Genomic DNA, 26,666 nt, shown 5'->3' on the forward strand with positions numbered 1-26,666 from the left:
AGAACAGATGATTCGTTCCCTGCGCTGGAAGGGTGCCGCGTTCACGGTGCCCTTCCAGCTCGGCTTCGTCTTCCTGTACCTGGTCCCGATCGGGTACGCCGTGTACCAGTCGCTCTACCGCGAGCAGCAGTCCGGGCTCGGGCTCGGCGGCTCGACGGAGAAGTTCTCCGGGTGGGCCAACTACCAGCAGGGCCTGACCGACCCGGCGTTCCTGAGCTCCATCCTGCGGGTGGTGCTGTTCGCCTGTGTGCAGATCCCGGTGATGCTGTTCATCAGCCTGGTCCTGGCGCTGCTCCTGGACGCGCTCACCTCGCGGGTCGCGAGCCGGTTCCGGATCCTGCTGCTGGTGCCGTACATGATCCCGGGGGTCGTGGCGGCGATCGTGTGGATCAACCTGTACAGCCCGGACGTCGGTCCGCTGACCCCGATGGGTGAGGTGCTCGGGTTCCACTGGAACTTCTTCTCGCCCTCCATGGTGTGGACATCCATCGGCAACCTGCTGACCTGGCACGGCATCGGCTACAACATGGTGATCATCTACTCGGCCCTGCAGGCCGTTCCGCGTGACCTCTTCGAGGCGGCCCGGCTGGACGGGGCGTCGGAGATCCGGATCGCGCGCAGCATCAAGGTGCCGTACGTGCGCGGAGCGCTCGTACTGACCGGGCTGCTGTCGATCATCCAGATGCTGCAGATCTTCAACGAGCCCGCGCTGTTCCGGAACGTCACCCCGCAGACGGTGAACGACAGCTTCACCCCGATCATGATCATCTACAACCAGGCGTTCAACGCCGGCAACTACCACTACGCCGCCGCCCTGTCGGTGCTGCTCGCCCTCATCCTGGGCATCGCCTCCTTCCTCTTCTACCGGCTGACTTCGAGGGAGGCCGACTGATGACGCTCACCGAACACCGCGCGGAGAAGGTCCCGGCACGCATGGTCCGCCGTCTCACCACCCCGGACCCGGCCTCCCGTTCCCGGGGCGGCCAGCGGTTCCTGCTCGTCGGCCTGGTCCTGGCGTCCGCCTACAGCCTGTTCCCGGTGTGGTGGCTGATCGTCGCCGCCACCAAGAACCGCACGGGGCTCTACCAGAGCAACGGCCTGTGGTTCTCCGGCTGGCACCTGTGGGACAACCTGCACCAGCTGTTCACCTACGAGGACGGCATCTTCCTGCGCTGGACGGCCAACTCGCTGCTCTACGCGGGGGTCGGCTCCCTCGGCGGCACGCTGATCGCGCTCGCCACCGGATACGGCCTGGCCCGGTTCGAGTTCCCGGGCCGCAACCTGGTCTTCGCGTGCGTCGTGGGCTCGTTCCTCATCCCGCTCGCGCTGCTGACGCTCCCGCTGTACCTGCTGTTCTCCGCGATCGGCATGGTGGACACCCCCTGGGCGATGCTGATCCCCTGCCTGATCAACCCGTTCAGCGTCTACCTGGCCAAGGTGTACACCGAGGCCACCATCCCGTTCGAGCTGCTCGAGGCGGCCCGGCTGGACGGCGCCGGTGAGCTGCGGATCTTCTTCAGCATCGTGCTGCGGATGATGACCACCGGCGGTGCCACGGTGTTCCTGCTGGCTTTCGTCAACACCTGGAACGCCTTCTTCCTCCCCCTCACCGTGCTGCGCGGCGAGGAGAACTGGACGCTCAACCTGGGCCTGTACAACTGGTCCGGCAAACGCTTGGAGTCGGGCGTCGACCTGACGAGCCTGGTCCTGACCGGCGCGCTGCTGTCCATCGTGCCGATGGCGATCATGATGGTCGCGATGCGCCGCTACTGGCGGACCGGAGTGACCCTGGGGGCGCTGAAGTGACCGTGCTGCGCAATCCGGTGATCCGCGGTTTCGCCCCGGACCCCTCCCTGGTCCGGGCCGGCGACTGGTACTACGTGGCGACCAGCTCCTTCGAGTGGTTCCCGACCATCCCGATCCACCGCTCCCGCGACCTCGCGCACTGGGAGTACGCCGGACACGTCAGGGGCGCGGCCGCCGGCGGCTCGCTGGCCGGCGTCCCCGACTCCGGGGGCATCTGGGCGCCGTCGCTGAGCTGGGACGGTAGCCGGTTCTGGGTGGTGTACTCCGTCGTGCGGTCGGTGGGTACGCCGTACTTCGACACGGACACGTACGTCTCCACCGCCCCCGGGGTGACCGGCCCCTGGACCTGTCCGCGCCGCATCGCGAGCCATGGCTTCGACCCCGCGCTCTTCCACCACGACGGCCGGCTGTGGCTGCTCAACCTCCAGAACGACCACCGCCCCGGCGGCCGGCGCTTCGCCGGGATCGTCCTGACCGAACTGGACCGCGACTCGCTCGCCCCGGTGGGTGACACGCACCTGCTGCTCCAGCACGAGCGGCTGGTCGAGGGGCCGAAGCTGCTCCACCACGACGGCTGGTTCGTGCTCGTCCTGGCGGAGGGCGGCACCGGTTTCGAGCACGGCGTCCTGACGGCCCGCAGCCGGAGCGTCACCGGCCCCTACGAACTCGACGACCGTCCGCTGCTCACCTCACGGGACGATCCCTCGCTGCCGTTGCAGAAGGCGGGGCACGCGGAACTCGTCGAGACGCAGGACGGGGCGTGGGTGCTGAGCCATCTCACGGCGCGCCCGCTGCACACCCCGCAGGGGCCGCGCTGCACCCTCGGCCGGGAGACGGCGATCCAGACGGTGACGTGGGACGCGGAGGGGTGGCCGCGGCTGGGGCACGGTGGTTGGCATCCCGCGGTCGAGGTCGACGTGCCGACTCCGGCCCGCCCCCTCGTCCGTCCCCTCGTCTCGCCCGACCCGTTGGGCTGGCCGTGGAGCAGCCTGCGTGCCGCTCCCGACGCCTCCTGGGCCGACGCCACGAGCCGGCCCGGCTGGATCAGACTGCGCGGACGGCACGGTCCGGAATCACGGTGGGCGTACAGCTTGTTGGCGCAGCGCGTCACCGAGCATCGCGCCGAGGCGGCGGTCACCGTACAGGCCCTTCCGTCCACCTTCACCCAGGGGGCCGGTCTGGTGCTGCGATACGACGCCGAGGCGTACTTCGCCCTGGATCTGACCTGGGACGAGCCGGAGGGCGAGGAGCAGCGCGGGCAGCAGTGGCTCGGCGGCGGGCGTACGGTGCTCAGCCTTATCGACCGTGACGAGCGGGGCACGCGGCGGGTGGCCCTCGAGGAGGTGCCGCCGGGGGCGCCGGTGCGGCTGGGCGTGACCGTGGAGGAGGCCGAGGCACGCTTCTGGTACGTACGGGAGGGCACGCGGACACCGCTCGGACCGGCCCTGGACTTCAGCAAACTCTCCGACGACCACGGCGGACGGCTGCGATTCACGGGGGCGATGGCCGGCATCCACGCATGGGACCTGGTGGACGCGGGGTTCACGGCGGACTTCCGGGACTTCGGGCTGACCTGTACCGGGGAGTGAGGGGCTCTCGCTCGTCGGGGCGCGGGGGTCCGCCCGCCGGGGGGTGAGCGGCGGCGCGCCCGGCGCCGTACGCAAGATCCCGTCATCTCCGGTGTCTTCACGCCGCGTTGACGCGCACTTAGGATAGCAAGCGCTTTCTGCGCGTCGGTGTTCCGTCGGCTCCCCCACGGTGCCGGTCGGACGTTCGCTGGCCCTCGGGCGGGCCGGAGAGGTGGTTCCCGATGGTCCGTACCGGGAGTGCGAGCGTGGCGACGGCCGGGCCGACGCTCGCGGTCGTGGCCCGCGAGGCGGGGGTGTCCGTACCGACCGCCTCGAAGGTGGTCAACGGCCGGGAGGACGTGGCTCCCGAGACCCGCCGCCGGGTCACGGAGGCGCTCGACCGGCTCGGCTACGTCCGCAGACCCCGCTTCGACGCGGCCAAGCCGCCCCGGCTCGTCGACCTCGTCGTGCACTCGCTGGAGAGCTCCTGGTCGGGCGCGGTGCTGCACGGGGTGGAGGAGGCCGCGCACGACGCCGGTCTGGACGTGGTCGTCTCGGCCGCCCTGTCCCGCACCCGGGCCGCGCGTCCCCAGCGCGGCTGGCTGGACAAGCTCACCCTGCGTGGCTCGGCCGGGGTCCTGTTCAACCTGGCCGAGCTCACGGAGTCCCAGTTCGCCTGGCTGGACCAGCACCGCATCCCGTTCGTGATGATCGACCCGGTGCTCGAACCGCCGCCCGGCGTGGTCTCGGTGGGCGCGGCGAACTGGCAGGGCGGGGTGACCGCGACCGAGCACCTGCTGTCGCTCGGCCACGAGCGCATCGCGGTCGTGGCCGGACAGCGCCGCACGATGTGCAGCAGCGCCCGGGTCGCCGGTTACCGCTCCGCCCTCGCCTCGGCGGGCGTCGCGCACCGCCCCGAGTACGTCCGCTACGGCGTCTTCGACGAGAGCGTCGCCCGGCACCGGATGCGCGAACTCCTCGACCTCCCCGAACCTCCGACCGCCGTCTTCGTCTGCTCGGACCGCATGGCCCTCGGCGTCTACGAGGCCCTGGCCGAACGGGGTCTGCGCGTCCCCGACGACATCAGCGTCGTCGGCTTCGACGACCTGCCCGAGTCCCGCTGGGCGGCCCCCGCCCTGACCACCGTCCGCCAACCGCTCGCGGAGATGGCGGCGACGGCACTGCGGCTGCTGGTGCGGATGATGGACGGGGAGCGGCCGGAGGGGACACGGACGGAGCTGTCGACCCGGCTGGTGGAGCGGGCGAGCACGGCACCGCCGCCCGGGAGGTGAACGAGCCTTGGCCGAGCGTGCCGTGGGCCATGATGAGCCTATGCGACCGATCTTCACTGGCACAGGAGAGCTGACCGGAACCCCGTCCGTCGCCGTGGTCGTCGACGTGATGCGTGCCTTCACCGTGGCGGCCGGGGCGTTCGCACAGGGGGCCGAGCGGATCGTCCTCGCCGAGAGCCTGGAGGAGGGGCTGGCCCTGAAGGACCGTCACCCCGGGTGGTTGGCCCTCCAGGACGGACCGCCCCGGCCGGGGTTCGACCTGGCGAACTCCCCCGCCCAGCTGCGCTCACTCGACGTGCGGGGTCGCACCGTGGTGCAGAAGACCACCGCCGGGACGGTGGGCGCGCTGGCGGTCGCCGACGCGGAACTGGTGCTGTGCGCCGCCTTCGTCGTCGCGGGCCCCACCGCGCGTCTGCTGCGGAGGCGGCGGCCGGCGGAGGTGACGTACGTGATCACCGGGGACGGCGGCCGGGCCGAGGAAGACCTGGCGTGTGCCCGGTACATCGCGGGGTCGGCCCTCGAACCCGGCCTGGACCCGGGCCCGTTCGTGGAGCTGGCGCGGAACTCGAGCGGCGCCGCGCGACTGGCCGACGGAGTACGGCTCGGCCATCAGGGCGTGCATCCGGACGACGCGGAGCTCTGCCTCGTGGTGGACGCCCACCCCTTCGCGATGGTGGCGGCGCGGGAGGACGGGCAGGTGGTGGTGCGTCCGGTTCGGGTGTGAGGCACGGCGGGCGGCCGGGCGCGTCGGCGGCGCCCGGCCGTCGCACTCCCCGTCCCTCAGTCCTCCTCCAGCGGCAGCACCTGCTTGCCGTCGGCGTGCCCGCAGCGTCGTGGCCGCTTCTGGTCCTCAAGGATCACACCGGAGGCCCCGATCCGTTCCAGGCCCTCCACCACGTGGCAGGCGACCTCCGGATCGACGTACCCGTCGTCGATGTCCACCAGCAGGTGGTGGCGCGGGAACGCGCCCCGCAGCCGGTGGACGAACGCGACCATGTCCGGCCACGCGATGAAACCGATGTCCGGCAGTCCGTAGTTACGAGGCCGCGAAGCCGAAGCCCGAGACGAACATGCTGTCGTAGTGCTCCGCCGCGATCGACGCCGAATACATGTCGTACACGCCGATCAGCGGGGTCGTCTCCGGGCCGGCGATCCGCTCCCGCAGCTCGTTCCCGTAAGTCACCGTCCGGCTCCTCCAATGGAGTCGAGGGGTCAACACACCAGACGCAAGAAAGCCGCCGCGACACGGCAGTCCTTTGTCAAGACAAAAGCACCTCTATGTCGACGCACGACTTTCTCCATACAAGGGCTTTGCTCACCCCAATGGCGCAACCGGTTCACCGGAGAAACGTCACTGGTCCGTCATGTGTCGAGCCGCGCCGCCCAGTCGATGCCACCGCGCAGATGGGCGCGGAAGGCGGGGTCGAGAAAGGCCTCTGAGGCGTGCCCGAACGCCGTGTAGAAGACGCGGCCCGCGCCCTGCTCGCGGCACCACACCAGCGGGTGGTCGGCACCCATCCCGCCGCCGTCGTACGACGACTCGTCGGCGACCGCGAGGACCCGCACCCGCCCGCGCGGATTGGCCCGGAAGTCGTACCACTCGTCGGTGAAGTCCCAGACGGCGGGCAGATGCCGGGTGGCGGGGTGTTCGCGGTCCTCGACCACGGCCCGGCCCGGCTGGTACGCGGGGTGGCGGTCGAAGCGTGCGCCGAGCAGTTCGCCGTAGTACGGCCAGTCGTACTCGGTGCAGGCCGCAGCGTGGACGCCGACGAAGCCGCCGCCCGACTCGACGTACCCGGCGAGGCGTTTGCGACTGGCGGGCGTCAGCACCTCGCCGCTGGTGGAGAGGAAGACGACGGCCGCGTACCCGTCCAGCGGGGCCTGGAGGGCCGCCGGGTCCTCGGTGTGGTCGACGTCGTACGCCGCGAGCGTGCGCAGCGCGGCGACGGCGGCGGGGATGGAGTCGTGGCGGTATTCGGTGGTGCGGGTGAAGACGAGCAGCCGGGCGGTCGGGCGGGTGCTCAACCTCCGACCCCCACATCGTTGTTCGGGGCCCCGTCGCCGACCGGCGGCAGGTCGCCGCGCTCGACCGGTTCGGTCGGCCGCGCGGGGGCCTCGGGCAGGAGGGTGTCGAGTTCGTCGACGGTGGGCCGGTGGACCGCGCGGGCGGCCTCGCTCAGGACCTCGCGCGGTACGCCCTCACCCCGCAGCCGGACGACGTGCCCCTCCTTGGGGATGGCGTACTCCTTCTGCTGCCCGTTGCTGCGGTACCAGGCGTCGCCGTCACGGACGCAGGTGGTGCGCGAACTCGCGTCGGCAATCGGCTCCTTGGAACAGTTGTCGGCGGTCAGCGTGCCGCGGTCCACGGAGAGCTGGAGCTGGGTGCCGGACTTCCGCGACCAGTACGTGGCGGAGAAGCCGTCGTCGCCGTACACGCCGACGGACTGCTGGGCGAGGGTGTAGCCGGCGGCCTCGGTGACATAGACGAACTCCGGGGCGATGCCCAAGGCCTGGGCACGGGAGGCGAGTTCGGCCGGATCGGCGGTGCGGGCGTCCGTGGGTTCGGTACTGCCGTTCGTCCGTTCGCCGCCGGTGCCGGTGTCGGCCTTCTCGGTGCCGCAGCCGGCGAGGAGGGCGGGGAGGATCAGGGTCGGTAAGAGGGTGCGTGCGGCACGGATCATGGCCCACATCCTGCCGCACAGGTGTTCCCAAGGCAGCGTCTTTTCCCGAGGGGGACGCGTAATGTCACACCGGATGAACACAATTCCCGCACTGCTCGATCACCTCGTCCTCGCGACCCCCGATCTGGCGGCGACGGTCGCGGAGTTCACCCGGCGTACCGGTGTGGCCCCGGCCCCCGGCGGCGCACACGTCGGCCTCGGCACCCGTAACCACCTGGTCGGCCTGGGCGGCACCACCTACCTGGAGATCATCGGCCCCGACCCGGAGCAGACGGGCACCGACGGCCCCCAGCCGTTCGGCGTCGACGGGCTCACCGCTCCTCGCACGATCACCTGGGCCATCAGCCCACTCGACCTGGACACCACGGCCGCGGCCGCCCGCGCGCAGGGGTACGACCCCGGCGAGGTACGAGCCATGAGCCGCCGCCGGCCCGACGGCACCCTGCTGCGATGGCGCCTGACCGACGGCACCGCACACCCCTCCGGCCTCGTCCCGTTCCTCATCGACTGGGGCGACTCCGTCCACCCCTCAGCCGCCGGCCTCCCCGTCACCCCTCTGCTCCGCATGTCGGCGACGGCCCCCGCCCCGGACGAGATCCACCCCGCCCTCACCGCGCTGGGCACCCACCTTGGCCTCGACGAGGGGCCGGTACGGCTGTCGTTCACGGTGGACACACCTCGCGGGGCGGTGACCTTCCACTGACGGCGGCATGTCCGATTCCTTCAAGACCGTGGGACGTGGCGCTGTCTACGGTCGTGGCATGACTCCACGATTCGATGCCGTCGGCCTGGTCGTCTCGGACATGGCCGCTTCCGTCGCCTTTTACCGTCGTCTCGGGTTCGCCTTCGCGGAGGGCTCCGAGGACGCGCCGCACGCCGAGGCCGAGGTGCCGGGCGGGATGCGGCTGATGCTGGACACCGAGGAGACCGTGCGGTCGTTCCATCCGGGGTGGCGGGCGCCGACCGAAGGCGGGCGGGCCTCGTTGGCTCTGCGGTGCGAGGGGGCGGGCGAGGTCGACGCGACGTACGAGGAACTGGTGGGTGCCGGATACCGCGGGGAGTTGAAACCGTGGGACGCCGTGTGGGGGCAGCGGTACGCCGTCGTGCTGGACCCGGACGGCAACGGGGTGGACCTCTTCGCGCCGTCAGGTCAGTAGCTCCGTCAGCGTCATCCCGGTCAACTGCCGTACGTCCCGCGCCAGGTGGGCCTGGTCGGCGTACCCGGCGAGGGCGGCTGTCGCCGCGAACGGCGTGCCGTCGCGAGCGAGGTCGAGGGCCCGCTGGAGGCGCAGGACGCGGGCCAGCGTCTTGGCTCCGTAGCCGAACGCGGTCAGGGACCTGCGGTGCAACTGGCGTGCGCCCAGACCGAGTTCGTCGGCTACTGCGGCGACGGGGCGGCCCGCGTCCAGGGCCGCGACAAGCCGTGCCGGCAGCGGGTCGGGCGGGGCCGCCTCGGCCGCGAGGTGCAGCGCGGCCACCTCCAGGCCCGTCGCGGGGTCGGGCGCCGACACGATGCGGTCGCGCAGGCGCCGCACCTTCGTGGTCGGCCACAGGTCGGCCAACTCCACCCGGTGGTCGCGTAGTTCATGGGCGGGGACGCCGAGGAGCGCGGGCGCGGTACCTGGGTGGAAGCGGACGCCCGCCCAGGAAGCGGCGGGGCCTTCGGGGGCGTACGCGCGGGTGTCCGGCCCCGCGACCAGCAGCCGGCCCTCGCTCCACAGCAGGTCCATGCAGCCGTCGGGGAGCACGGGACGGGCGCCGGGCGGCGACGGGCTGTTCGTCCAGACGACGGCGCCGGTCAGCCGGGACGGCCGTTCCGCGTACACGGGACACAGACTACGCCGGGCGAGGCCGGGGTGGAGGACAGCCGCCCCGCGCCCATGGCACCCCCTCACCCCACCCGCGTCCGATGCTCCTGCGGACTCACCCCGTACGTCCTCTTGAACGCCGTGGACAGGGCGAACGGGGTGCCGTAACCGACCTGGCGGGCGATCGCGCCGATCGTGTCGTCGGTGTCGCGGAGATGGTCGGCGGACAGGGGCTGTCCGGCGGATCAAGTCGCAGAAAACCAGCGGTGCCTCATCGGCCCCGGTGAGCGGGGTCTGGTGCGTCCACCTGCAAGGCGGAGGAGGGCGGCGACGCGATGGGGGTCCCCCCGCGCGAGCGAAGCCGAGCGTGGGGGAGTCGGCAACCGACGACAACGCCGCAGGTGGGCGTGCCAGACCCCGCGTCTGCGGCATGATACCAGGTCCGCAGCGCGGCGATCACCAGCAGGTCGAGGAGGCGGTCCAGGACGACCTCCTGCCCGGGCTCGTCCCGCACGATCTCCTCCATGAGGAGCGGGGTCAGAGGGCAGTCCCACACCTCCGGCGTCAGCGTCAGCAGGGCGGGAAGCGCGCCCAGCAGACGGCAGCTGATCTCGCCCCGCACGAGGTAGGTGCCGATCAGCATCACCGTGGCGCCGTCGGGCCGGTCGCTCCAGGTGCGGACGCCGAGGTCCATCGTGCCGCCCAGGGGGCGGCCGTCGGGATACACGCACTCGGCGCCGGGCAGGATCACCGCCTGCCAAGGCGTGGCGGGGTCGTCGGCGCAGGTGTACGGGGCCGGGCCGCGTGCGATGGCGAGGTCGCCGGCCCGCAGCCGTACGCGCTCCCCCGCGTCCGGCATGATCCAGGCGTCGCCCCGGACCAGGAGCATCACGGTCAGCGGGGCCCGGTCCTCGACCCGCACGCTCCACGGCGGATCGAAACACGCACGGATCATGAAGGCACCCCGCGCGCGGGAACCCTCCAACAGGCCTGCGAGGGCGTCCATGTGGTCAGCGTAGACACGCGCGTATGGGAATGAGCCGTTCAGCGATGGGGCGCCGGTGCGGCCGTCGGTTCACTGGGGGCATGACCGAGAACACGCAGCAGATGACAGTGGTGGTGACCGGTGCGTCCGGTCGTACGGGGAGCCGGGTGGCGCGGGCCGCGCGGGAGGCGGGGCTGACGGTACGGGGCGCCTCGCGGGCCGGTGGCTTCGACTGGCAGGACCCGTCCACCTGGGCGGACGTCCTGCGGCGCGCGGACGCGGCGTACCTGGTGTACCCGTCGGACGTCGGCGCCCCCGGCGCGGCGGGCACGGTCGGGCGGCTCGCGCACGAGGCGGTCGCGCTGGGCGTGCGCCGGCTGGTGCTGTTGTCGGCCCGGGGCGAGGAGCAGGCCCGGCCGACCGAGGAGGCGCTGCGCGCGTCGGGCGCGGACCGGACGGTGGTACGGGCCGCGTGGTTCGCGCAGAACTTCAGTGAGGGGCCGTTGGTGGAGGAGCTGCGGATGGGCGGTGAGCTGGTGTTTCCCGCGGGGACGGGGTGCGGGAGCCGTTCGTCGACGTGCGGGACATCGCGGACGTCGTGGTGGCCGTGCTGATGGCGGGCGACCGGTACGCGGGGCAGACGATCGAAGTGTCCGGGGCGCGGCTGCTGACGTTCGGGGAGGCGGTGGCGGAGGTCGGTGCGGCGGCGGGGCGCGCGTTCACGTACCGGGCGGTGTCGGCGCGTGAGTACGGGGCGAACCTCGCGGGGTTCGGGGTGCCGGCGCAGGAGGTGGGCTTCCTGGTCGAGCTGTTCGAGTCGCTGCTCGACGGGCGCAACGCCCACCTCTCCGACGGCGTTCAACGGGTCCTGGGACGGGAGCCGCGCGACTTCACGGCCTTCGCGCGGGAGGCCGCGGCGTCGGCCACCTGGAAGGGGTGAGTGGGCCCGGGTGCTCACTTCTCCTGCGGTGGCTCCTCCTCGCCGTTGCTCTTCGGTGAGCTCTTCGCATGGGTGCGCAGCCGTCCCGTGACGTCGTCGGGCGGCAGGAAGCGGGACCACCGCTCGGGGAACTCGGACGGCATGTCGGGGTCGTCGGGGTCCTCGTGGGAGCGGGCCGCGGCGATCCGGGCGACGTACTCCGCGGCCTCCTCCTCGCGTGCCCGTTCGTTGTCCGCGCGGGCCGCGGCCGTCGCGGCGGCGGGCCAGACACGGTCGATCGCCGCGTTGACGGCGGCGCCGACCAGGACGGCGAACGCGGACACGCCGATCCACAGCAGTACGGCGACGGCGGCGGCGAGGGAGCCGTAGATCGTGGCGCCCTCGATGGTGCTCTGGAGGTAGATCCGCAGCAGGAAGCTGCCCAGGACCCACATGCCGAGGGCCACGAGAGCGCCGGGCACGTCCTCGATCCAGGGGGAGCGGACCGGGACGGAGACGTGGTACAGCGTGGTCAGGAAGGCGATGGACAGGACGATCACCACGGGCCAGTAGAGGACCTGGACCACCGTGGTCGACCACGGCAGGATGTCCACCACCGCGTCCGGGCCGGCGACCATCAGCGGCAGCGCCACCGAGCCGATCAGCAGGGCCGCGATGAACAGCAGGAACGCCACCAGCCGGGTCTTGACGATGCCGCGGACGCCGTCGAGGCCGTACATGACGGTGATGGTGTCGATGAAGACGTTCACCGCGCGCGAGCCCGACCACAGGGCGAAGAGGAAGCCGATGGAGATGACGTCGGGGCGGCCGCCCTTCATCACGTCGTCCAGGATCGGCTGCGCGATCTGCCGTACGCCCTTGTCCGACAGAACGGTACGGGAGGCCTCGAGGAGATTGGTCTCCAGGCTGCTGATGGAGTTGGTGCCGGTCCAGTCGTCGACGTAGCCGAGGAGGCCGATGAGGCTGAGCAGCAGGGGCGGCACGGACAGCAGGGTGAAGAAGGCGGCTTCGGCGGCGAGGCCGAGGATGCGGTACTCGATGCAGGAATTGACGGTGTCCTTCAGGAGCAGCCAGGTGGTCCTGCGCTTGGAGACGTTGCGGTAGAGGACACGCGCCCGGTGGAGACGCCCGGGGGCGCTCTCGGGTTGCTCGGGGGACTGGCTTGCTGGCTGCACGCCCTAACGGTATCCGCCGTACGAGCCCCCACTCATCCCCGGCCACCGCGCTCCCGGCCCGGCCGGGACGTCCGCTGCCGGACCGGAGGCCGGCCGGCCGTGTCAGGGTGGCCATGAGGGGCGTACCCGGGGGTACGTTCGCTGCATGGGACGCAGCACGCATACGGTGAGCAACCAGCCGCCACCGCTGGTCGGGTACGACCTCTTCTCGGCCGACCGGGCCCTCGTCGAGGCGGTCGAACGGCATCTTGATCCGGGGTTGCTCGACGAGGCGCTGAGCGATCTGTCGGGGCTCGGGCAGTCGGCCGGGTCGGCGCAGGTGCAGGAGTGGGGGGCGCAGGCGAACGAGTTCCCGCCGCGGCTGCGGACCCACGACCGCTACGGCGAGCGCGTCGACGAGGTCGACTTCCACCCGGCCTGGCACCGGCTGCTCGGCAAGGGCGTAGCCGCGGGGCTGACGGCGGCCTGGACCCGGCCGGGCGGGCATGTGCGGCGGGCGGCCGGGTTCCTGGTCTGGTCGCAGGTCGAGGCGGGCAACGGCTGCCCGCTGTCGATGACCCACGCGGCCGTACCAGCGCTGCGCACCGATCCCGCCCTCGCCGCCGAGTGGGAGCCGCGGCTGACGTCCATGATCTACGACCGTGAGCTGCGGCCCGCCCGCCTGAAGGCGGGGGCGCTGTTCGGGATGGGGATGACCGAGAAGCAGGGCGGCAGTGACGTACGGGCGAACACGACGGCGGCCGTGCCGCTGGCGGAGGACGGGACGTACGAGCTGACCGGGCACAAGTGGTTCTGCTCGGCGCCCATGTCGGACGGGTTCCTGGTGCTGGCCCAGGCACCGGACGGGCTGACCTGCTTCCTGGTGCCGCGGGTGCTGGAGGACGGCCACCGCAACACGTTCCTGATCCAGCGGCTGAAGGACAAGCTGGGCAACCGGTCGAACGCCTCGAGCGAGGTCGAGTTCGACGGGACCTGGGCGCGCCGTGTCGGCGAGGAGGGGCGTGGGGTGCGGACCATCATCGAGATGGTCGCGGCGACCCGGCTGGACTGTGTGCTGGGCTCGGCGGGGCTGATGCGGCAGGCCGTGGCACAGGCGATCCACCACTGTGCGTACCGGGAGGCGTTCGGCGGGAAGCTCGTCGACAAGCCGCTGATGCGCAACGTGCTCGCCGATCTCGCCCTCGAGTCGGAGGCGGCGACCGCCCTCGCGCTGCGGCTCGCGGCCGCCTACGACGACGGTGGTGAGGACGAGCGGGCGTTCCTGCGGATCGCGGTGCCGGCGGCGAAGTACTGGGTGACCAAGCGGTGCGCGCCGGTGGCGGTGGAGGCCGCGGAGTGCCTGGGCGGCAACGGGTACGTCGAGGAGTCGGGGATGCCGCGGCTGGTGCGCGAGTCGCCGCTGAACTCGATCTGGGAGGGCGCCGGCAATGTGCAGGCGTTGGACGTGCTGCGGGTGCTGCGCCGTGAGCCGCTCGCGCTGAACGCCTGTCTGAAGGAGATCGGGCAGGCACGCGGCGCCGATCACCGGCTGGACGGGGCGATCAAGCACCTGCTGACCGAACTGGCCGATCTGGAGGGGGTGGAGGGGCGGGCCCGGCGGCTGACGGAGCGGCTCGCACTGGTGCTCCAGGGGGCACTGCTCGTGCGGTACGCGCCGCCTCAGGTCGCCGACGCGTTCTGCGCCTCACGGCTGGGCGGTGACGGGGGCGCGGCCTTCGGGACGTTGCCGCACACGCTCGACCTGGCGGCGGTGGTGGAGCGGGCGCGCCCGCGGGGATGACGCGCGGTCACCGTCCTGACCTGCGGCGACAGAAAGCGGAGGTGGTGCTGCGCCGACACGGCACCACCCCCGCCGCATGGCCCTGCGAGGCCAGAACGCCGCTCGGAACGGCGTGGCTCAAGTCTCGGCCACCGTATGCGTGTTCACCAGGGTTGCAGGGGGTTGCAACTTTCTGGTCTCTGTGGCCGGACTGTGTCCCTCCGTCACCGCGGGACGGCAGTATGAGACGCACAGTCCGGGCCGGAAACCGTCGTCCGGACGGCCGAACAACCGGTTGCCCGTACGTGCTTGGGGAGGACCAGTGGCGAACCCGCCGGTCAACGTGGCGCAACTCGCCGCCGTGGACGCGGCGCGGGCGGCGCGGATGCTCAGCGAGGTGCGCGCCGCCAAGCTCGCCGGGCAGCGCGCGCGCATTCCCGCGCGCCCGGTGATCGAGCAGTCCTGGGAGCGCGTGCTGCGCCGGGGAATGGATCCGGAGCACGGTGGCACGGCGGGACTGCTGGCCCCGGAGGAGGTGCGGCGGCGCCGGGAGGAGACTCCGCTGCGGCATGTGCTGCCGGTGTTGCGGGAGGGTCTGCTGTCGTTCGCGGACGTCGCCCACCACATCATGGTCGTCGCGGACGCGGAGGGCCGGGTGCTGTGGCGGGAGGGCTCCTCCCCCGTGCTGCGCAAGGCGGACGCGATCGGGTTCGAGCTCGGCGCCGACTGGCGCGAGGACGTGGTGGGCACGAACGGGGTGGGCACTCCCGCGGTGGTGCGCGGGCCCGTCCAGGTGTTCGCCGGCGAGCACTTCGTGCGGACGCAGACCACCTGGACCTGCACGGGAGCGCCGATCACGGATCCCCGGGACGGGCGGCTGATCGGTGTCGTGGACGTCAGCGGTCCGCTGGAGACGATGCATCCGGCCACGCTGGCCTGGGTCTCGTCGGTGGCGAAGCTCGCCGAGGCCCGGCTGCGTGAGGTGCATCTGTCCTCCCTGGAACGGCTGCGGGCGGTGGCGGCGCCGGTGCTGGCGCGGTTGGGGGGCCGGGCCGTGGTGGTGGACCGGGACGGCTGGACGGCGGCGGTGACGGGGATGCCGTACCTGAGCCGGGTGGCGCTGCCCAAGTCGCCGGCGGCGGGCCGCCGGTGGCTGCCGGCGCTCGGGCTGTGCTCGGTGGAGCCGCTGGCGGGTGGCTGGTTGGTGCGGGTCGCCGAGGAGCCGGTGGTGCGCGGTGCCACCCGGATCGTGCTGGATCTGACGCAGCCGCGCCGTTCGTCGGTGACGGTGTCGGCGGACTCGGGCACCTGGTCGCACGAACTGAGTCCCCGGCACGCCGAGTTGCTGTTCCTGCTGGCCACGTATCGCGCGGGGCTCGGGGCGGCCCGGCTGGCGGCGGAGATGTTCGGTGATCCGCGCCGTACGGTGACGGTGCGGGCCGAGGTGTCGCGGGTACGGCGGTATCTCGGGGGTTTGCTGGAACACCGGCCGTATCGTTTCTGCGAGGGCGCGGAGGTCGAGGTGCTCCTCCCGGCCGACCCGCGCGACCTGTTGCCGCACTCGACGGCGCCGGGGGTGCTCGACCGGCGGGTGTCGGCCTCCGTTCGGTGAGGGCCTGAGCGTACGGGAGCACCCTGGGGCGTTGGCCCAGGGCCCCGAAATGGGTCGCCCGGTGGCATCTTCCGTATATTTGCGACGTCTTCCTCCTGGGGAGCTCCCGACTGCCGTAGCATCCCCCTTACGGGCCACCCCACCTGCTCCTCGGTCAACGTACGGATCATGAGGCGCAGTTGGCTCGCCTCGGGAGGATCGATGAAGCATCGTGGCAGACACCGCCGACGCAGGCGGGGCAGGGCGGCGCGCGCCTTCCTGGCCGGAACCGCCCTCGCACTCACCGCCGCCGCCACCCTGATCAGCGCGTCCCAGGCCACGGTCACCGACAGTCCCGGCGCGTTGCAGCCGCTCACCTCGTCCGCCGAGAGCCGCCCCCTGCGGCTGACGGAGGATCTCGTTCCGCAGGCCTCCCTGAACCGGCTGGCCCGGGAGATGGGCCGGCCCGTCGGTGTGTCCACCGTCCTGGAGAACACCGACCGCGATCTTCGTGACGCGATCGACTGCACGGCCGACGAACGCCGGGCACTGCCCGTCTCCCCGGTGGCCACGAGGGCCTACTGCTGGGACGCCGACGACACGCGCGGCTGGCAGCCCGGCGCGATCACCACCTCCGGAGACGCGGACGACGACGGGCGCTGGGGCGCCCACCGCGTCGTCCTCTCCGGCTGGACCCACAACGGCGGCCCGGCGGCCGACCGGGGCCTCGCCCGGGTGGCCTTCGTCGACGCGGACGACTCCGGTCACCTCACCTACACCTGGGTCCTGCTGGTCGTCCCGGTCGACGGCGGGCGCGACTACCGGCCGCTGACCTCCCATGTCTCGGGCATGGTCTGGTACCAGGGCAAGCTGCTGGTCACCGCCGACGACGGGGACCGCAGCGCGCTGTACGTCTACGACATGGCCCGCATCCAGCGCGCCAACGTGCACGAGGATGCGGTGGGCCGGGTGCGCGGCGGCTGGTCGGCGCACGGGTACGGGTTCGCCATGCCCGCCGTCGGCTCCTACCGGGTGGCCGGCGGCGAGGACGTCCCGCACCCCGGCTCCATCTCCCTCGACCGCAGCACCGCCCCGGACAGCCTGGTCGCGAGCGAGTGGACCCTCGACGGCGGCGACCGGCGGGCCCGCCTGTGGCGCTACTCCTTCAGTCCTGGCGACACCCGTGCCGGACTCCTCGCCACCGACGGCTCCGGACACGCGGACCCCGACGAGGTCTACGGGACGAAGGCGGCCGAGGTCCGGGGCGTGCTGTCGTACCGCTCCGCCTGGTACGTCAGCCGTACGACGGACGGTGCGCGGGACGGGCGCGGCACGCTGTGGCGGCAGGACGACGACGGCGCGCGGGCCGCGGAGTGCGGGAGCGACACCACGCACCGCTGCTGGAGCGGGCAGACGGAGTCACTCTCCTACTGGGAGTCGACCGGCGAGGTCTGGACCCAGTCGGGCCGGATGCTGTTCGCGCTGCCGCTGGCCTCCATCGAGAAGTCGCTGGGACGGGAGACCGACGGGCAGTAGGCGCGGGCCCGGGCCCCGATCGACAGATCGGTGAGCGGGATGATTCCCTGGCCGGCATGACCAACATCCCCGTCACCACCTGGTCCCTGGAGCAGACCGCGCCGGGCGACCTCCTCCCGGCCGCCGCGCCGGAGGGCGATGTCCGCATCGTCCGCTCCGAGGTGCCCTCCCCGGAGTTCAGCCGGTTCCTGTACGCCTCCGTCGGCGGCGACATCCGCTGGATCGACCGGCTCAGCTGGACCTACGCGCGGTGGCTGGAGCACCTGGAGCGTCCGGGTGTGGAGACGTGGGTGGCCTACGACCGCGGCACGCCGGCCGGGTACGTGGAGTTCGAGCCGCAGGACGACGGGGTCGTGGAGATCACGTACTTCGGACTGATCCCGGCCTTCCGCGGCCGGCGCATCGGCGGCCATCTGCTGTCGTACGGCGCCGCCCGGGCCTGGGACGTCGCGGACCGCTGGCCGGGGCTGCCGCAGACCAAGCGGGTGTGGCTGCACACGTGCAGCAAGGACGGCGAGCACGCGATGGACAATTACCAGCGCCGCGGGTTCAAGCTGTTCGACACCAAGGTCGAGGAGGAGCGGGAGGTACCCGCACCGGGCCCATGGCCCGGCGCCTACCCGGCCTGACCAGCGTCGACAAGGGCGCTGACGCGCCATGTGACCAAGACCACCCGAGTCTTGCATTCCGAGACAAGGGTGTCCGGATGATGGGCAAAGCTGGACTGTGTCCAGATCGCCATGACACGCTTCCGTCATGTCTGGAACTGGAATTGCCTTGGTGAGTCGGCGGCACGTCGACCTCGGCCGCATGTCCAGCGCCATCTGTCGGGCGAGCTGAGAGCCCCGGCAGCACCCGACATCCCCTGATCCAGCCTCCCCCCGCGCAACGACGCGCGCGCATGCCCACACGCTTCCGCACGCGCCCGCCTGCGCAGGTCAGAGCCTCCCGCCCGCCACCCGACCACCGCCCCTCATCGACGGCGCTTCGCGCCGACCCCTGCCCGACGCTGTCCCGAAGGACGTATCAACCATGGCCGCCACCCCACAGAACCCTGCCGCCTCAGCGCCCCGCCGCAAGGTGAGCCGTCACCGCGGTGAGGGTCAGTGGGCCGCGGGGCACCACACCCCGCTGAACGGCAACGAGCAGTTCAAGAAGGACGACGACGGTCTCAATGTGCGGACACGCATTGAGACGATCTACTCCAAGCGGGGCTTCGACTCGATCGACCCCAACGACCTGCGCGGCCGGATGCGCTGGTGGGGCCTGTACACCCAGCGCAAGCCCGGGATCGACGGCGGCAAGACCGCGATCCTGGAGCCGGAGGAGCTGGACGACAAGTACTTCATGCTGCGGGTTCGGATCGACGGCGGCCGACTCACCACACGGCAGCTGCGCGTGATCGGTGAGATCTCGGAGGAGTTCGCGCGCGGCAGCGCGGACATCACCGACCGGCAGAACATCCAGCTGCACTGGATCCGCATCGAGGACGTGCCCGAGATCTGGAACCGGCTGGAGGCCGTCGGGCTGTCCACCACCGAGGCCTGCGGCGACTGCCCGCGCGTGGTCATCGGCTCGCCGGTCGCCGGTATCGCCGAGGACGAGATCATCGACGGCTCCTGGGCCATCGAGGAGATCCACGACCGCTACATCGGCAGCAAGGAATTCTCCAACCTGCCGCGCAAGTTCAAGACGGCGGTCTCCGGCTCCCCGCTCCTCGACGTGGTCCATGAGATCAACGACGTGGCCTTCGTCGGCGTCGAACACCCCGAGCACGGCCCCGGCTTCGACCTGTGGGTCGGCGGCGGCCTGTCCACGAACCCGAAGCTCGGCGTCCGGCTCGGCACCTGGGTGCCGCTGGAGGAGGTGCCGGAGGTGTGGGCCGGTGTGGTCGGCATCTTCCGCGACTGGGGTTACCGCCGTCTCCGCACGAGGGCTCGCCTGAAGTTCCTCGTCGCCGACTGGGGCGCGGAGAAGTTCCGCCAGGTCCTGGAGGACGACTACCTCCAGCGCAAGCTGATCGACGGCCCCGCGCCCGCCGAGCCCGCGGGCCGTTGGCGCGACCACGTCGGGGTGCACCGGCAGAAGGACGGCCGGTTCTACGTCGGCTTCGCCCCGCGTGTCGGCCGCGTCGACGGCGCCACCCTCACGAAGATCGCCGAGGTCGCGGAGGCCCATGGCTCGGGCCGGGTCCGCACCACCGTCGAGCAGAAGATGATCATCCTCGATGTCGAGGAGGCGCAGGTCGAGCCGCTGGTCGAGGCCCTGGAGGCGCTGGACCTCACCGCCAAGCCCTCCCCCTTCCGGCGCGGCACCATGGCCTGCACCGGTATCGAGTACTGCAAGCTCGCCATCGTCGAGACGAAGGCGCGCGGCGCCTCGCTGATCGACGAGCTGGAGCGCCGGATCCCGGACTTCGACGAGCCCATCACCATCAACCTCAACGGCTGCCCGAACGCCTGCGCCCGTATCCAGGTGGCGGACATCGGTCTCAAGGGCCAGCTCGTCCTCGACGACCAGGGCCGGCAGGTCGAGGGCTACCAGGTGCACCTGGGCGGCGCGCTCGGCCTGGACGCCGGGTTCGGCCGCAAGGTCCGCGGCCTGAAGGTCACCGCGGACGAGCTGCCGGACTACGTCGAGCGCGTCCTCAAGCGGTTCGAGTCGGAGCGCGAGGACGGCGAGCGCTTCGCGACCTGGGCCGCCCGCGCCTCCGAGGAGGCCCTGTCGTGAGCGAGCGGGCCGCCCCTTTCTACTGCCCCTATTGCGGCGACGAGGACCTGCGACCGAGTGAGCAGAGCCACGGCGCCTGGGAATGCGGGGCGTGCAGCCGCGCATTCCAGCTGAAGTTCCTCGGGCTGCTGGCCCGAGGTGTTCAGCGAGCCGACGAAGGAGGGGACCGGATATGACCACGGCTGCTCAGCAGGAGCGTGACGCCGAGGAGTTGAAGGCCCTGGCCGAGCAGGCGGGCCGGGACCTGGAGGACGCTTCCGCGCTGGAGATCCTCCAGTGGGCGGTGGATACGTTCGGCAGGCGTTTCTGCGTGACGTCGTCGATGGAGGACGCGGTGGTGGCCCACCTCGCCTCGCGCGTCCAGAAGGGAGTCGACGTCGTCTTCCTCGACACCGGCTACCACTTCCCCGAGACGATCGGCACCCGCGACGCGGTGGAGGCGGTGATGGACGTCAACGTCATCACCCTCACCCCGCGCCGGACGGTGGCCGAGCAGGACGCGCAGTACGGGCCGAAGCTGCACGACCGCGACCCCGACCTGTGCTGCAAGCTGCGCAAGGTCCAGCCCCTGGAAGAGGGACTGAAGGGCTATCAGGCGTGGGCGACGGGACTGCGGCGGGACGAGTCGCCGACCCGCGCGAACACGCCGGTGGTGGGCTGGGACGAGAAGCGGGGCAAGGTGAAGATCTCCCCGATCGCCCGCTGGAGCCAGGACGACGTCGACGCCTATGTCGCCGAGCACGGGGTGCTGACCAACCCGCTGCTGATGGACGGCTACGCGTCCGTCGGCTGCGCCCCCTGCACGCGCCGCGTGCTGGAGGGCGAGGACGCGCGGGCCGGGCGCTGGGCGGGGCGTTCGAAGACCGAGTGCGGGCTGCACGGCTGATCGCGATGACAGAGACACAGGAGACTGACGTGACGACCGGAGCCACCATCTGGCTCACGGGTCTGCCGAGTGCCGGCAAGACCACCATCGCCCACGAGCTGGCCGGCCGCCTGCGCGAGCGGGGCCGGCGTGTCGAGGTCCTCGACGGTGACGAGATCCGCGAGTTCATCTCGGCGGGCCTCGGCTTCAGCCGTGAGGACCGGCACACCAACGTGCAGCGCATCGGCTTCGTCGCCGAGCTGCTCGCCCGTAACGGCGTGACGGTGCTGGTTCCGGTGATCGCCCCGTACGCCGACAGCCGGGACGCGGTGCGCAAGCGCCACCAGCAGGGCGGCACCGCCTACCTGGAGGTGCACGTCGCGACCCCGGTCGAGGTGTGCTCGGAGCGCGATGTGAAGGGCCTGTACGCCAAGCAGGCCGCGGGTGAGCTCAAGGGCCTGACCGGGGTGGACGACCCCTACGAGGAGCCCGAGTCGCCCGATCTGCGGATCGAGTCCCAGAACCAGACCGTGCAGGAGTCCGCGGCGTCGGTGTACGCCCTGCTCAGCGAAAGGGGACTGGCATGACGACCGTGGCCAAGGTGGAGGACGGTACGGACAGCCCGTACGCCCTCAGCCATCTGGACGCCCTGGAGTCCGAGGCGGTGCACATCTTCCGCGAGGTGGCGGGCGAGTTCGAGAACCCGGTGATCCTGTTCTCCGGTGGCAAGGACTCCATCGTCATGCTGCACCTCGCGCTGAAGGCGTTCGCGCCCGCGCCGGTGCCCTTCACCCTGCTGCACGTCGACACCGGGCACAACTTCCCCGAGGTCATCGAGTACCGCGACCGCACCGTCGACCAGCACGGCCTGCGGCTGCACGTCGCCTCCGTCCAGGACTACATCGACCGCGGTGTGCTGCGTGAGCGCCCGGACGGCACCCGCAACCCGCTGCAGACGCTCCCCCTGACGGAGAAGATCCAGTCGGAGAAGTTCGACGCGGTCTTCGGCGGCGGTCGCCGCGACGAGGAGAAGGCCCGCGCCAAGGAGCGGGTGTTCTCGCTGCGCGACGAGTTCTCCCAGTGGGACCCCCGCAGGCAGCGGCCCGAGCTGTGGAACCTCTACAACGGACGCCACGCGCCCGGCGAGCACGTCCGTGTGTTCCCGCTGTCGAACTGGACCGAGCTGGACGTCTGGCAGTACATCGCCCGCGAGGGCATCGAACTGCCGCAGATCTATTTCGCCCACGAGCGGGACGTGTTCAAGCGCTCGGGGATGTGGCTGACCGCCGGCGAGTGGGGCGGCCCCAAGGACGGTGAGACCGTCGAGAAGCGGCTGGTGCGTTACCGGACCGTGGGTGACATGTCCTGCACCGGTGCCGTCGACTCCGACGCCACCACGCTGGACGCCGTGATCACCGAGATCGCCGCCTCGCGTCTCACCGAGCGCGGCGCGACCCGCGCCGACGACAAGCTCTCCGAGGCCGCGATGGAAGACCGCAAGCGCGAGGGGTACTTCTAAGCATGAGCACGATCACGACCGAGGCGCTCTCGGCCACCACCCTGCTGCGCTTCGCCACCGCCGGCTCCGTCGACGACGGCAAGTCCACCCTCGTCGGCCGCCTCCTGCACGACTCCAAGTCCGTCCTCACCGACCAGCTCGAAGCCGTCGAGCGCGCCTCGGCGAGCCGGGGCACGGAGGGGCCCGACCTCGCGCTCCTGACGGACGGTCTGCGTGCCGAGCGCGAGCAGGGCATCACCATCGACGTGGCGTACCGCTACTTCGCCACCCCGCGCCGCCGGTTCATCCTCGCCGACACCCCCGGCCACGTGCAGTACACGCGGAACATGGTCACGGGCGCGTCGACGGCCGAGCTGACGGTGATCCTGGTCGACGCCCGCAACGGCGTCGTCGAGCAGACCCGTCGCCACGCCGCCATCGCGGCGCTGCTGCGCGTCCCGCACGTGGTCCTCGCCGTCAACAAGATGGACCTCGTCGACTACCAGGAGCCCGTCTTCGCCGCCATCGCCGAGGAGTTCACGGCGTACGCGACCGAACTGGGCGTCCCGGAGGTCACCGCGATCCCGATCTCGGCGCTGGCCGGGGACAACGTCGTGGAAGCCTCGGGGAAGATGGACTGGTACGGCGGTCCGACGGTCCTTGAGCACCTGGAGACCGTGCCGGTGGCCCACGACCTCAGCCACTGCCACGCCCGCCTCCCCGTGCAGTACGTCATCCGCCCCCAGACCACCGACCTGCCCGACTACCGCGGTTACGCCGGCCAGATCGCCGCCGGTTCGTTCCGCGTCGGCGAGCCGGTCACGGTACTGCCCTCGGGCCGCACCACGACGATCTCCGGCATCGACCTGCTCGGCGAGCCGGTCGACGTCGCCTGGACCACCCAGTCGGTGACGGTGCTGCTGGAGGACGACATCGACGTCTCGCGCGGCGACCTGATCGTGCCAACCAAGGACGCGCCGGCGACCACGCAGGACATCGAGGCCACCGTCTGCCACGTCGCCGACGCCGCGCTGACGGTCGGCCACCGGGTGCTGCTCAAGCACGGCACCCGCACGGTCAAGGCCATCGTCAAGGACATCCCGTCCCGCCTCACGCTCGACGACCTGTCCCTGCACCCGCACCCGGGGCAGCTCATCGCCAACGACATCGGCCGGGTGAAGATCCGTACCGCCGAGCCGCTGCCCGTCGACTCCTACTCCGACTCGCGGCGCACCGGCTCCTTCATCCTCATCGACCCGAACGACGGCACCACGCTCACCGCCGGCATGGTCGGCGAGTCGTTCGCGGCGCCGGAGCCGGTCAAGGACGAGGCCGACGACGACGGGTGGGACTTCTGAGCATGGACTCCACCGACTTCTACTCGACGTTCGCGAAGGAGGGCGGCCGCGTCGGCAGCGGCGCCCTCGGCAGCGGGCAGGGCGGGGTGGCGCGATGTGTGCTGTGACGTACGCGCACTGCCTGCGCGCCCTCACCCCCCACCCGACGTCCCGGAAGCGACGAAGACCCCTTGCCGAATTCCCGGCCACGACCTGAGAGACCGTGACCAGCCGGGCCAACGAGAGGAACACCTCCCGTGCCTGCCATCGCCTCAAAGCTTCTTCGCCGCGGCATCGTCGCCGTAGCCGCCCTCCCCCTCCTCACCGTCGCCGCCTGCGGTTACGGCTCCGAGGCCAAGGACGAGCCGTCCAACCAGAAGGTCGCCGCCGGCGCAAAGAAGATCGACGGTCTCGACTCCGTCAAGATCGGCTACTTCGGCAACCTGACCCACGGCACCGCGCTCGTGGGGAGGAACAAGGGGTACTTCCAGAAGTCGCTCGGCGCCACCGAGGCCAAGTACCAGGTCTTCAACGCGGGCCCGTCCGAGATCGAGGCGCTGAACTCGGGTGCCATTGACATCGGGTGGATCGGGCCGTCCCCGGCCATCAACGGGTACACCAAGTCCGACGGCAAGAACCTGCGCATCATCAGCGGTTCGGCCTCCGGCGGTGTGAAGCTCGTCGTCAACCCGAAGAAGATCAAGTCCCTGAAGGACGTCAAGGGCAAGAAGATCGCTACCCCGCAGCTGGGCAACACGCAGGACGTGGCGTTCCTCAACTGGATCGCGGAGCAGGGCTGGAAGGTCGACGCGGACAGCGGCAAGGGTGACGTCTCGGTGGTCCGCACCGACAACAAGGTCACCCCGGACGCCTACAAGTCCGGCTCGATCGACGGTGCCTGGGTGCCCGAGCCGACCGCGTCGAAGCTGGTCGCCGCTGGCGGCAAGGTGCTGCTCGACGAGGCGTCGCTGTGGCCGGACAAGAAGTTCGTGATCACGAACGTCATCGTGCGGCAGGCGTTCCTGAAGGAGCACCCGAAGGCCGTCGAGGCCGTGCTGAAGGCGTCGGTCGACGCCAACAAGTGGATCAACGCCAGCCCTGACGAGGCGAAGGCCGCGGCGAACGCGCAGCTCAAGACGGACTCGGGCAAGGCGCTTCCGGCCGAGGTCCTGGACCCGGCGTGGAAGTCCATCCAGTTCACCGACGACCCGCTGGCCTCCACCCTCAACACCGAGGCGGAGCACGCGGTGAAGGCCGGTCTGCTGGAGAACCCGAAGCTGGACGGCATCTACGACCTCACCCTGCTGAACAAGGTCCTCAAGGCCGAGGGCGGGAGCCCGGTCGACGACGCCGGTCTCGGCGCCGAGTAAGTCCCGAATCCGAGAGTTCCCAGGAGGTGACGACCATGGCCACAGCCCTCGCCAAGGCCGCCGAAGGCTCCGCTTCGGTGGAGCATGCCGCCCGTATCGAGCACGTATCGAAGTCGTTCGCCGGTCCCGCCGGGCAGCAACTCGTCCTCGACGACATCACGCTGGATGTCGCGCCGGGTGAGTTCGTCACCCTTCTGGGGGCCTCGGGTTGCGGCAAGTCCACTCTGCTGAACCTGGTGGCGGGCCTCGACCGGCCCTCCACCGGCAGCATCACCACCGACGGGCGTCCCGCTCTGATGTTCCAGGAGCACGCCCTCTTCCCGTGGCTGACCGCGGGCAAGAACATCGAACTCGCCCTGAAGCTCCGGGGAGTGGCGAAGAACGAACGGCGCGGCCGTGCCGAGGAGCTGCTCGAACTGGTCCGGCTGAAGGGCTCGTACGGCAAGCGGGTGCACGAGCTGTCCGGTGGTATGCGCCAGCGGGTCGCGCTGGCTCGCGCACTCGCGCAGGACAGCCGGCTGCTGCTGATGGACGAGCCGTTCGCGGCGCTGGACGCGATCACCCGGGACGTGCTCCACGACGAGCTCACCCGGATCTGGGCGGAGACCGGGGTGTCCGTCCTGTTCGTGACGCACAACGTGCGCGAGGCGGTGCGGCTGGCGCAGCGTGTCGTGCTGCTGTCGTCGCGGCCGGGCCGGGTGGAGCGCGAGTGGACGGTGGACATTCCGCAGCCGCGCCGCATCGAGGACGCGCCCGTGGCCGAACTGTCCCGGGAGATCACCGAAGTACTGCGTGGGGAGATCCGCCGTCATGGCCAGCACTGAGACCACCGACACCACGGCGGACGCCCCCGTCAAGGACAGCTCCGGGCTGGGTGGGCTGGAGGCGGGTCTCGACGCCCTGGAGACCTCGGCCACGAGCCGTACGCCGTTCCGGCAGACCTTCGTCAACAAGATCCTTCCGCCGATCACCGCGATCGTCGTGGTTCTGGTCGTCTGGCAGCTGTTGGTCTCCCTGAAGATCGTCGACGACCCCAGCAAGCTGCCGTCGCCCGCCGACGTGGGCGGCGAGTTCAAGGACGCCTGGCTGGAGGGCAAGCTCCTCGACTACATCTGGACCAGCGTCTCGCGAGGCCTGCTGGGCTTCCTGCTGGCGCTCGCCATCGGCACCCCACTGGGGCTGCTGGTGGCCCGGGTGAAGTTCGTGCGCGCGGCGATCGGGCCGGTCCTGTCCGGCCTGCAGTCGCTTCCGTCGGTGGCGTGGGTGCCGCCCGCGGTGATCTGGCTGGGTCTGAACAACTCGATGATGTACGCGGTGATCCTGCTCGGTGCCGTGCCGTCCATCGCCAACGGCCTGGTCTCCGGCATCGACCAGGTGCCGCCGCTGTTCCTGCGGGCGGGCCGCACGATGGGCGCCACCGGCCTGAAGGGCGCCTGGCACATCGTCCTGCCGGCCTCGCTGCCGGGCTATCTGGCGGGCCTGAAGCAGGGCTGGGCGTTCTCCTGGCGCTCGCTGATGGCGGCGGAGATCATCGCCTCCTCGCCGGATCTGGGAATCGGTCTGGGCGCGCTGCTGGAGAACGGGCGCAACGCCAGCTCCATGTCGATGGTGTTCGAGGCGATCATCCTGATCCTGTTCGTCGGTATCGCGATCGATCTGCTGATCTTCAGTCCGCTGGAGCGGTGGGTACTGCGCAACCGCGGCCTGCTGGTGAAGAGCTGACGC

General features: G+C 71.2%; 25 protein-coding genes and 4 pseudogenes. 22 read left to right on the top strand and 7 right to left on the bottom strand.

The genetic code is table 11. From position 1 onward, the window contains the following. The first annotated feature begins 7 nt into the window (after positions 1 to 7). From IG99_RS08655 to IG99_RS08675, 5 genes are all read left to right on the top strand, one after another. Positions 8 to 892: a carbohydrate ABC transporter permease gene (locus tag IG99_RS08655; protein ID WP_037671590.1), complete on the top strand. Its 885-nt coding sequence runs from the start codon at positions 8 to 10 to the stop codon at positions 890 to 892. Beyond that, positions 892 to 1,806: a carbohydrate ABC transporter permease gene (locus IG99_RS08660; protein WP_037671591.1), complete on the top strand. Its 915-nt coding sequence runs from the start codon at positions 892 to 894 to the stop codon at positions 1,804 to 1,806. Before IG99_RS08655 ends, IG99_RS08660 begins: the two co-directional genes overlap by 1 nt. Beyond that, positions 1,803 to 3,395, top strand: coding sequence for a glycoside hydrolase family 43 protein (locus IG99_RS08665; RefSeq protein ID WP_037671593.1), 1,593 nt, complete (start codon positions 1,803 to 1,805; stop codon positions 3,393 to 3,395). The genes IG99_RS08660 and IG99_RS08665 overlap by 4 nt, the downstream gene beginning before the upstream one ends. A 221-nt stretch (positions 3,396 to 3,616) precedes the next feature. Next, positions 3,617 to 4,666, top strand: a complete 1,050-nt coding sequence (locus IG99_RS08670) for a LacI family DNA-binding transcriptional regulator (protein ID WP_037671595.1) — start codon at positions 3,617 to 3,619, stop codon at positions 4,664 to 4,666. Positions 4,667 to 4,706: 40 nt separating this feature from the next. After that, on the top strand, positions 4,707 to 5,390 hold the full coding sequence (locus tag IG99_RS08675) for a 2-phosphosulfolactate phosphatase (RefSeq protein WP_051865043.1): 684 nt from the start codon (positions 4,707 to 4,709) through the stop codon (positions 5,388 to 5,390). A 62-nt stretch (positions 5,391 to 5,452) separates the two neighbouring features. Here the strand turns inward: IG99_RS08675 and IG99_RS08680 are convergent. From IG99_RS08680 to IG99_RS08690, 3 genes and pseudogenes are all read right to left on the bottom strand, one after another. Then, positions 5,453 to 5,849 (bottom strand): annotated as a pseudogene (locus tag IG99_RS08680) (isocitrate lyase/phosphoenolpyruvate mutase family protein); the annotation flags it as partial. Positions 5,850 to 6,028: 179 nt separating this feature from the next. Further along, positions 6,029 to 6,691, bottom strand: a complete 663-nt coding sequence (locus IG99_RS08685) for a ThuA domain-containing protein (protein ID WP_037671596.1) — start codon at positions 6,689 to 6,691, stop codon at positions 6,029 to 6,031. After that, entirely contained in the window at positions 6,688 to 7,347 is a 660-nt protein-coding gene (locus IG99_RS08690) for a hypothetical protein (protein ID WP_037671597.1), read from the bottom strand. Before IG99_RS08690 ends, IG99_RS08685 begins: the two co-directional genes overlap by 4 nt. 73 nt (positions 7,348 to 7,420) lie before the next feature. Between IG99_RS08690 and IG99_RS08695 the strand changes: the two genes are divergently transcribed. Together IG99_RS08695 and IG99_RS08700 are read left to right on the top strand one after the other, a co-directional pair. After that, a complete protein-coding gene (locus IG99_RS08695; protein ID WP_037671599.1) occupies positions 7,421 to 8,050 on the top strand; it encodes a VOC family protein in 630 nt (209 codons plus the stop codon). 58 nt (positions 8,051 to 8,108) lie between these two features. Continuing rightward, a complete protein-coding gene (locus IG99_RS08700; protein ID WP_107055876.1) occupies positions 8,109 to 8,504 on the top strand; it encodes a VOC family protein in 396 nt (131 codons plus the stop codon). On the opposite strand, the gene IG99_RS08705 is transcribed toward IG99_RS08700, so the two are convergent. The 3 genes and pseudogenes from IG99_RS08705 to IG99_RS52345 form a co-directional block, all read right to left on the bottom strand. Further along, positions 8,493 to 9,173, bottom strand: coding sequence for a helix-turn-helix domain-containing protein (locus IG99_RS08705; RefSeq protein ID WP_037671602.1), 681 nt, complete (start codon positions 9,171 to 9,173; stop codon positions 8,493 to 8,495). The genes IG99_RS08700 and IG99_RS08705 overlap by 12 nt on opposite strands. Before the next feature lie 65 nt (positions 9,174 to 9,238). Next, a pseudogene (locus IG99_RS52340) lies at positions 9,239 to 9,385 on the bottom strand (helix-turn-helix domain-containing protein); the annotation flags it as partial. 203 nt (positions 9,386 to 9,588) lie between these two features. Next, positions 9,589 to 10,161, bottom strand: a pseudogene (locus tag IG99_RS52345) (cupin domain-containing protein); the annotation flags it as partial. 80 nt (positions 10,162 to 10,241) lie between these two features. Here IG99_RS52345 and IG99_RS08715 point away from each other — a divergent pair. Continuing rightward, positions 10,242 to 11,080 (top strand): annotated as a pseudogene (locus IG99_RS08715) (NmrA family NAD(P)-binding protein). Between the two features lie 14 nt (positions 11,081 to 11,094). Here the strand turns inward: IG99_RS08715 and IG99_RS08720 are convergent. Beyond that, the gene (locus tag IG99_RS08720) at positions 11,095 to 12,255 is read right to left on the bottom strand and encodes a YihY/virulence factor BrkB family protein (RefSeq protein WP_037671605.1); all 1,161 of its coding nucleotides are present in this window, start codon (positions 12,253 to 12,255) and stop codon (positions 11,095 to 11,097) included. 145 nt (positions 12,256 to 12,400) lie between these two features. Between IG99_RS08720 and IG99_RS08725 the strand changes: the two genes are divergently transcribed. The 14 genes from IG99_RS08725 to IG99_RS08785 all read left to right on the top strand — a co-directional run bounded on the left by IG99_RS08725 (position 12,401) and on the right by IG99_RS08785 (position 26,663). After that, positions 12,401 to 14,035 (top strand): acyl-CoA dehydrogenase family protein, encoded by a 1,635-nt coding sequence (locus IG99_RS08725; protein WP_037671607.1) that lies wholly within the window; start codon positions 12,401 to 12,403, stop codon positions 14,033 to 14,035. 301 nt (positions 14,036 to 14,336) lie between these two features. Further along, positions 14,337 to 15,626 carry a GAF domain-containing protein gene (locus IG99_RS08730; RefSeq protein ID WP_037671609.1) on the top strand — a complete coding sequence of 430 codons (1,290 nt, stop codon included), beginning with the start codon at positions 14,337 to 14,339 and terminating at the stop codon, positions 15,624 to 15,626. A gap of 201 nt (positions 15,627 to 15,827) precedes the next feature. Further along, entirely contained in the window at positions 15,828 to 17,141 is a 1,314-nt protein-coding gene (locus IG99_RS08735; RefSeq protein WP_037671610.1) for a hypothetical protein, read from the top strand. 56 nt (positions 17,142 to 17,197) lie between these two features. Then, entirely contained in the window at positions 17,198 to 17,770 is a 573-nt protein-coding gene (locus IG99_RS08740; protein ID WP_037671611.1) for a GNAT family N-acetyltransferase, read from the top strand. 127 nt (positions 17,771 to 17,897) lie between these two features. Next, a complete protein-coding gene (locus IG99_RS51935; protein ID WP_361451897.1) occupies positions 17,898 to 17,981 on the top strand; it encodes a putative leader peptide in 84 nt (27 codons plus the stop codon). A gap of 192 nt (positions 17,982 to 18,173) precedes the next feature. Further along, complete coding sequence (locus IG99_RS08745; protein ID WP_037671614.1) at positions 18,174 to 19,871, top strand: nitrite/sulfite reductase; 1,698 nt, start codon at positions 18,174 to 18,176, stop codon at positions 19,869 to 19,871. After that, the gene (locus IG99_RS50140; protein WP_078947586.1) at positions 19,868 to 20,047 is read left to right on the top strand and encodes a hypothetical protein; all 180 of its coding nucleotides are present in this window, start codon (positions 19,868 to 19,870) and stop codon (positions 20,045 to 20,047) included. The genes IG99_RS08745 and IG99_RS50140 overlap by 4 nt, the downstream gene beginning before the upstream one ends. Then, positions 20,044 to 20,757: a phosphoadenylyl-sulfate reductase gene (locus tag IG99_RS08750; protein WP_037671617.1), complete on the top strand. Its 714-nt coding sequence runs from the start codon at positions 20,044 to 20,046 to the stop codon at positions 20,755 to 20,757. Before IG99_RS50140 ends, IG99_RS08750 begins: the two co-directional genes overlap by 4 nt. Before the next feature lie 29 nt (positions 20,758 to 20,786). Continuing rightward, positions 20,787 to 21,323: an adenylyl-sulfate kinase gene (gene cysC, locus IG99_RS08755; RefSeq protein WP_037671619.1), complete on the top strand. Its 537-nt coding sequence runs from the start codon at positions 20,787 to 20,789 to the stop codon at positions 21,321 to 21,323. Beyond that, complete coding sequence (gene cysD, locus IG99_RS08760; RefSeq protein ID WP_037671620.1) at positions 21,320 to 22,255, top strand: sulfate adenylyltransferase subunit CysD; 936 nt, start codon at positions 21,320 to 21,322, stop codon at positions 22,253 to 22,255. The genes cysC and cysD overlap by 4 nt, the downstream gene beginning before the upstream one ends. A 2-nt stretch (positions 22,256 to 22,257) precedes the next feature. Beyond that, positions 22,258 to 23,592 carry a sulfate adenylyltransferase subunit 1 gene (locus IG99_RS08765; protein ID WP_037671623.1) on the top strand — a complete coding sequence of 445 codons (1,335 nt, stop codon included), beginning with the start codon at positions 22,258 to 22,260 and terminating at the stop codon, positions 23,590 to 23,592. Positions 23,593 to 23,828: 236 nt separating this feature from the next. Continuing rightward, complete coding sequence (locus IG99_RS08775; RefSeq protein ID WP_037671626.1) at positions 23,829 to 24,941, top strand: aliphatic sulfonate ABC transporter substrate-binding protein; 1,113 nt, start codon at positions 23,829 to 23,831, stop codon at positions 24,939 to 24,941. 35 nt (positions 24,942 to 24,976) lie between these two features. Further along, positions 24,977 to 25,765 carry an ABC transporter ATP-binding protein gene (locus IG99_RS08780; RefSeq protein WP_037671628.1) on the top strand — a complete coding sequence of 263 codons (789 nt, stop codon included), beginning with the start codon at positions 24,977 to 24,979 and terminating at the stop codon, positions 25,763 to 25,765. Then, complete coding sequence (locus tag IG99_RS08785) at positions 25,752 to 26,663, top strand: ABC transporter permease (protein ID WP_037671629.1); 912 nt, start codon at positions 25,752 to 25,754, stop codon at positions 26,661 to 26,663. The genes IG99_RS08780 and IG99_RS08785 overlap by 14 nt, the downstream gene beginning before the upstream one ends. Positions 26,664 to 26,666 lie beyond the last annotated feature (3 nt).

Source organism: Streptomyces griseus subsp. griseus (assembly GCF_000720255.1).
Taxonomy (GTDB): domain Bacteria; phylum Actinomycetota; class Actinomycetes; order Streptomycetales; family Streptomycetaceae; genus Streptomyces; species Streptomyces griseus_I.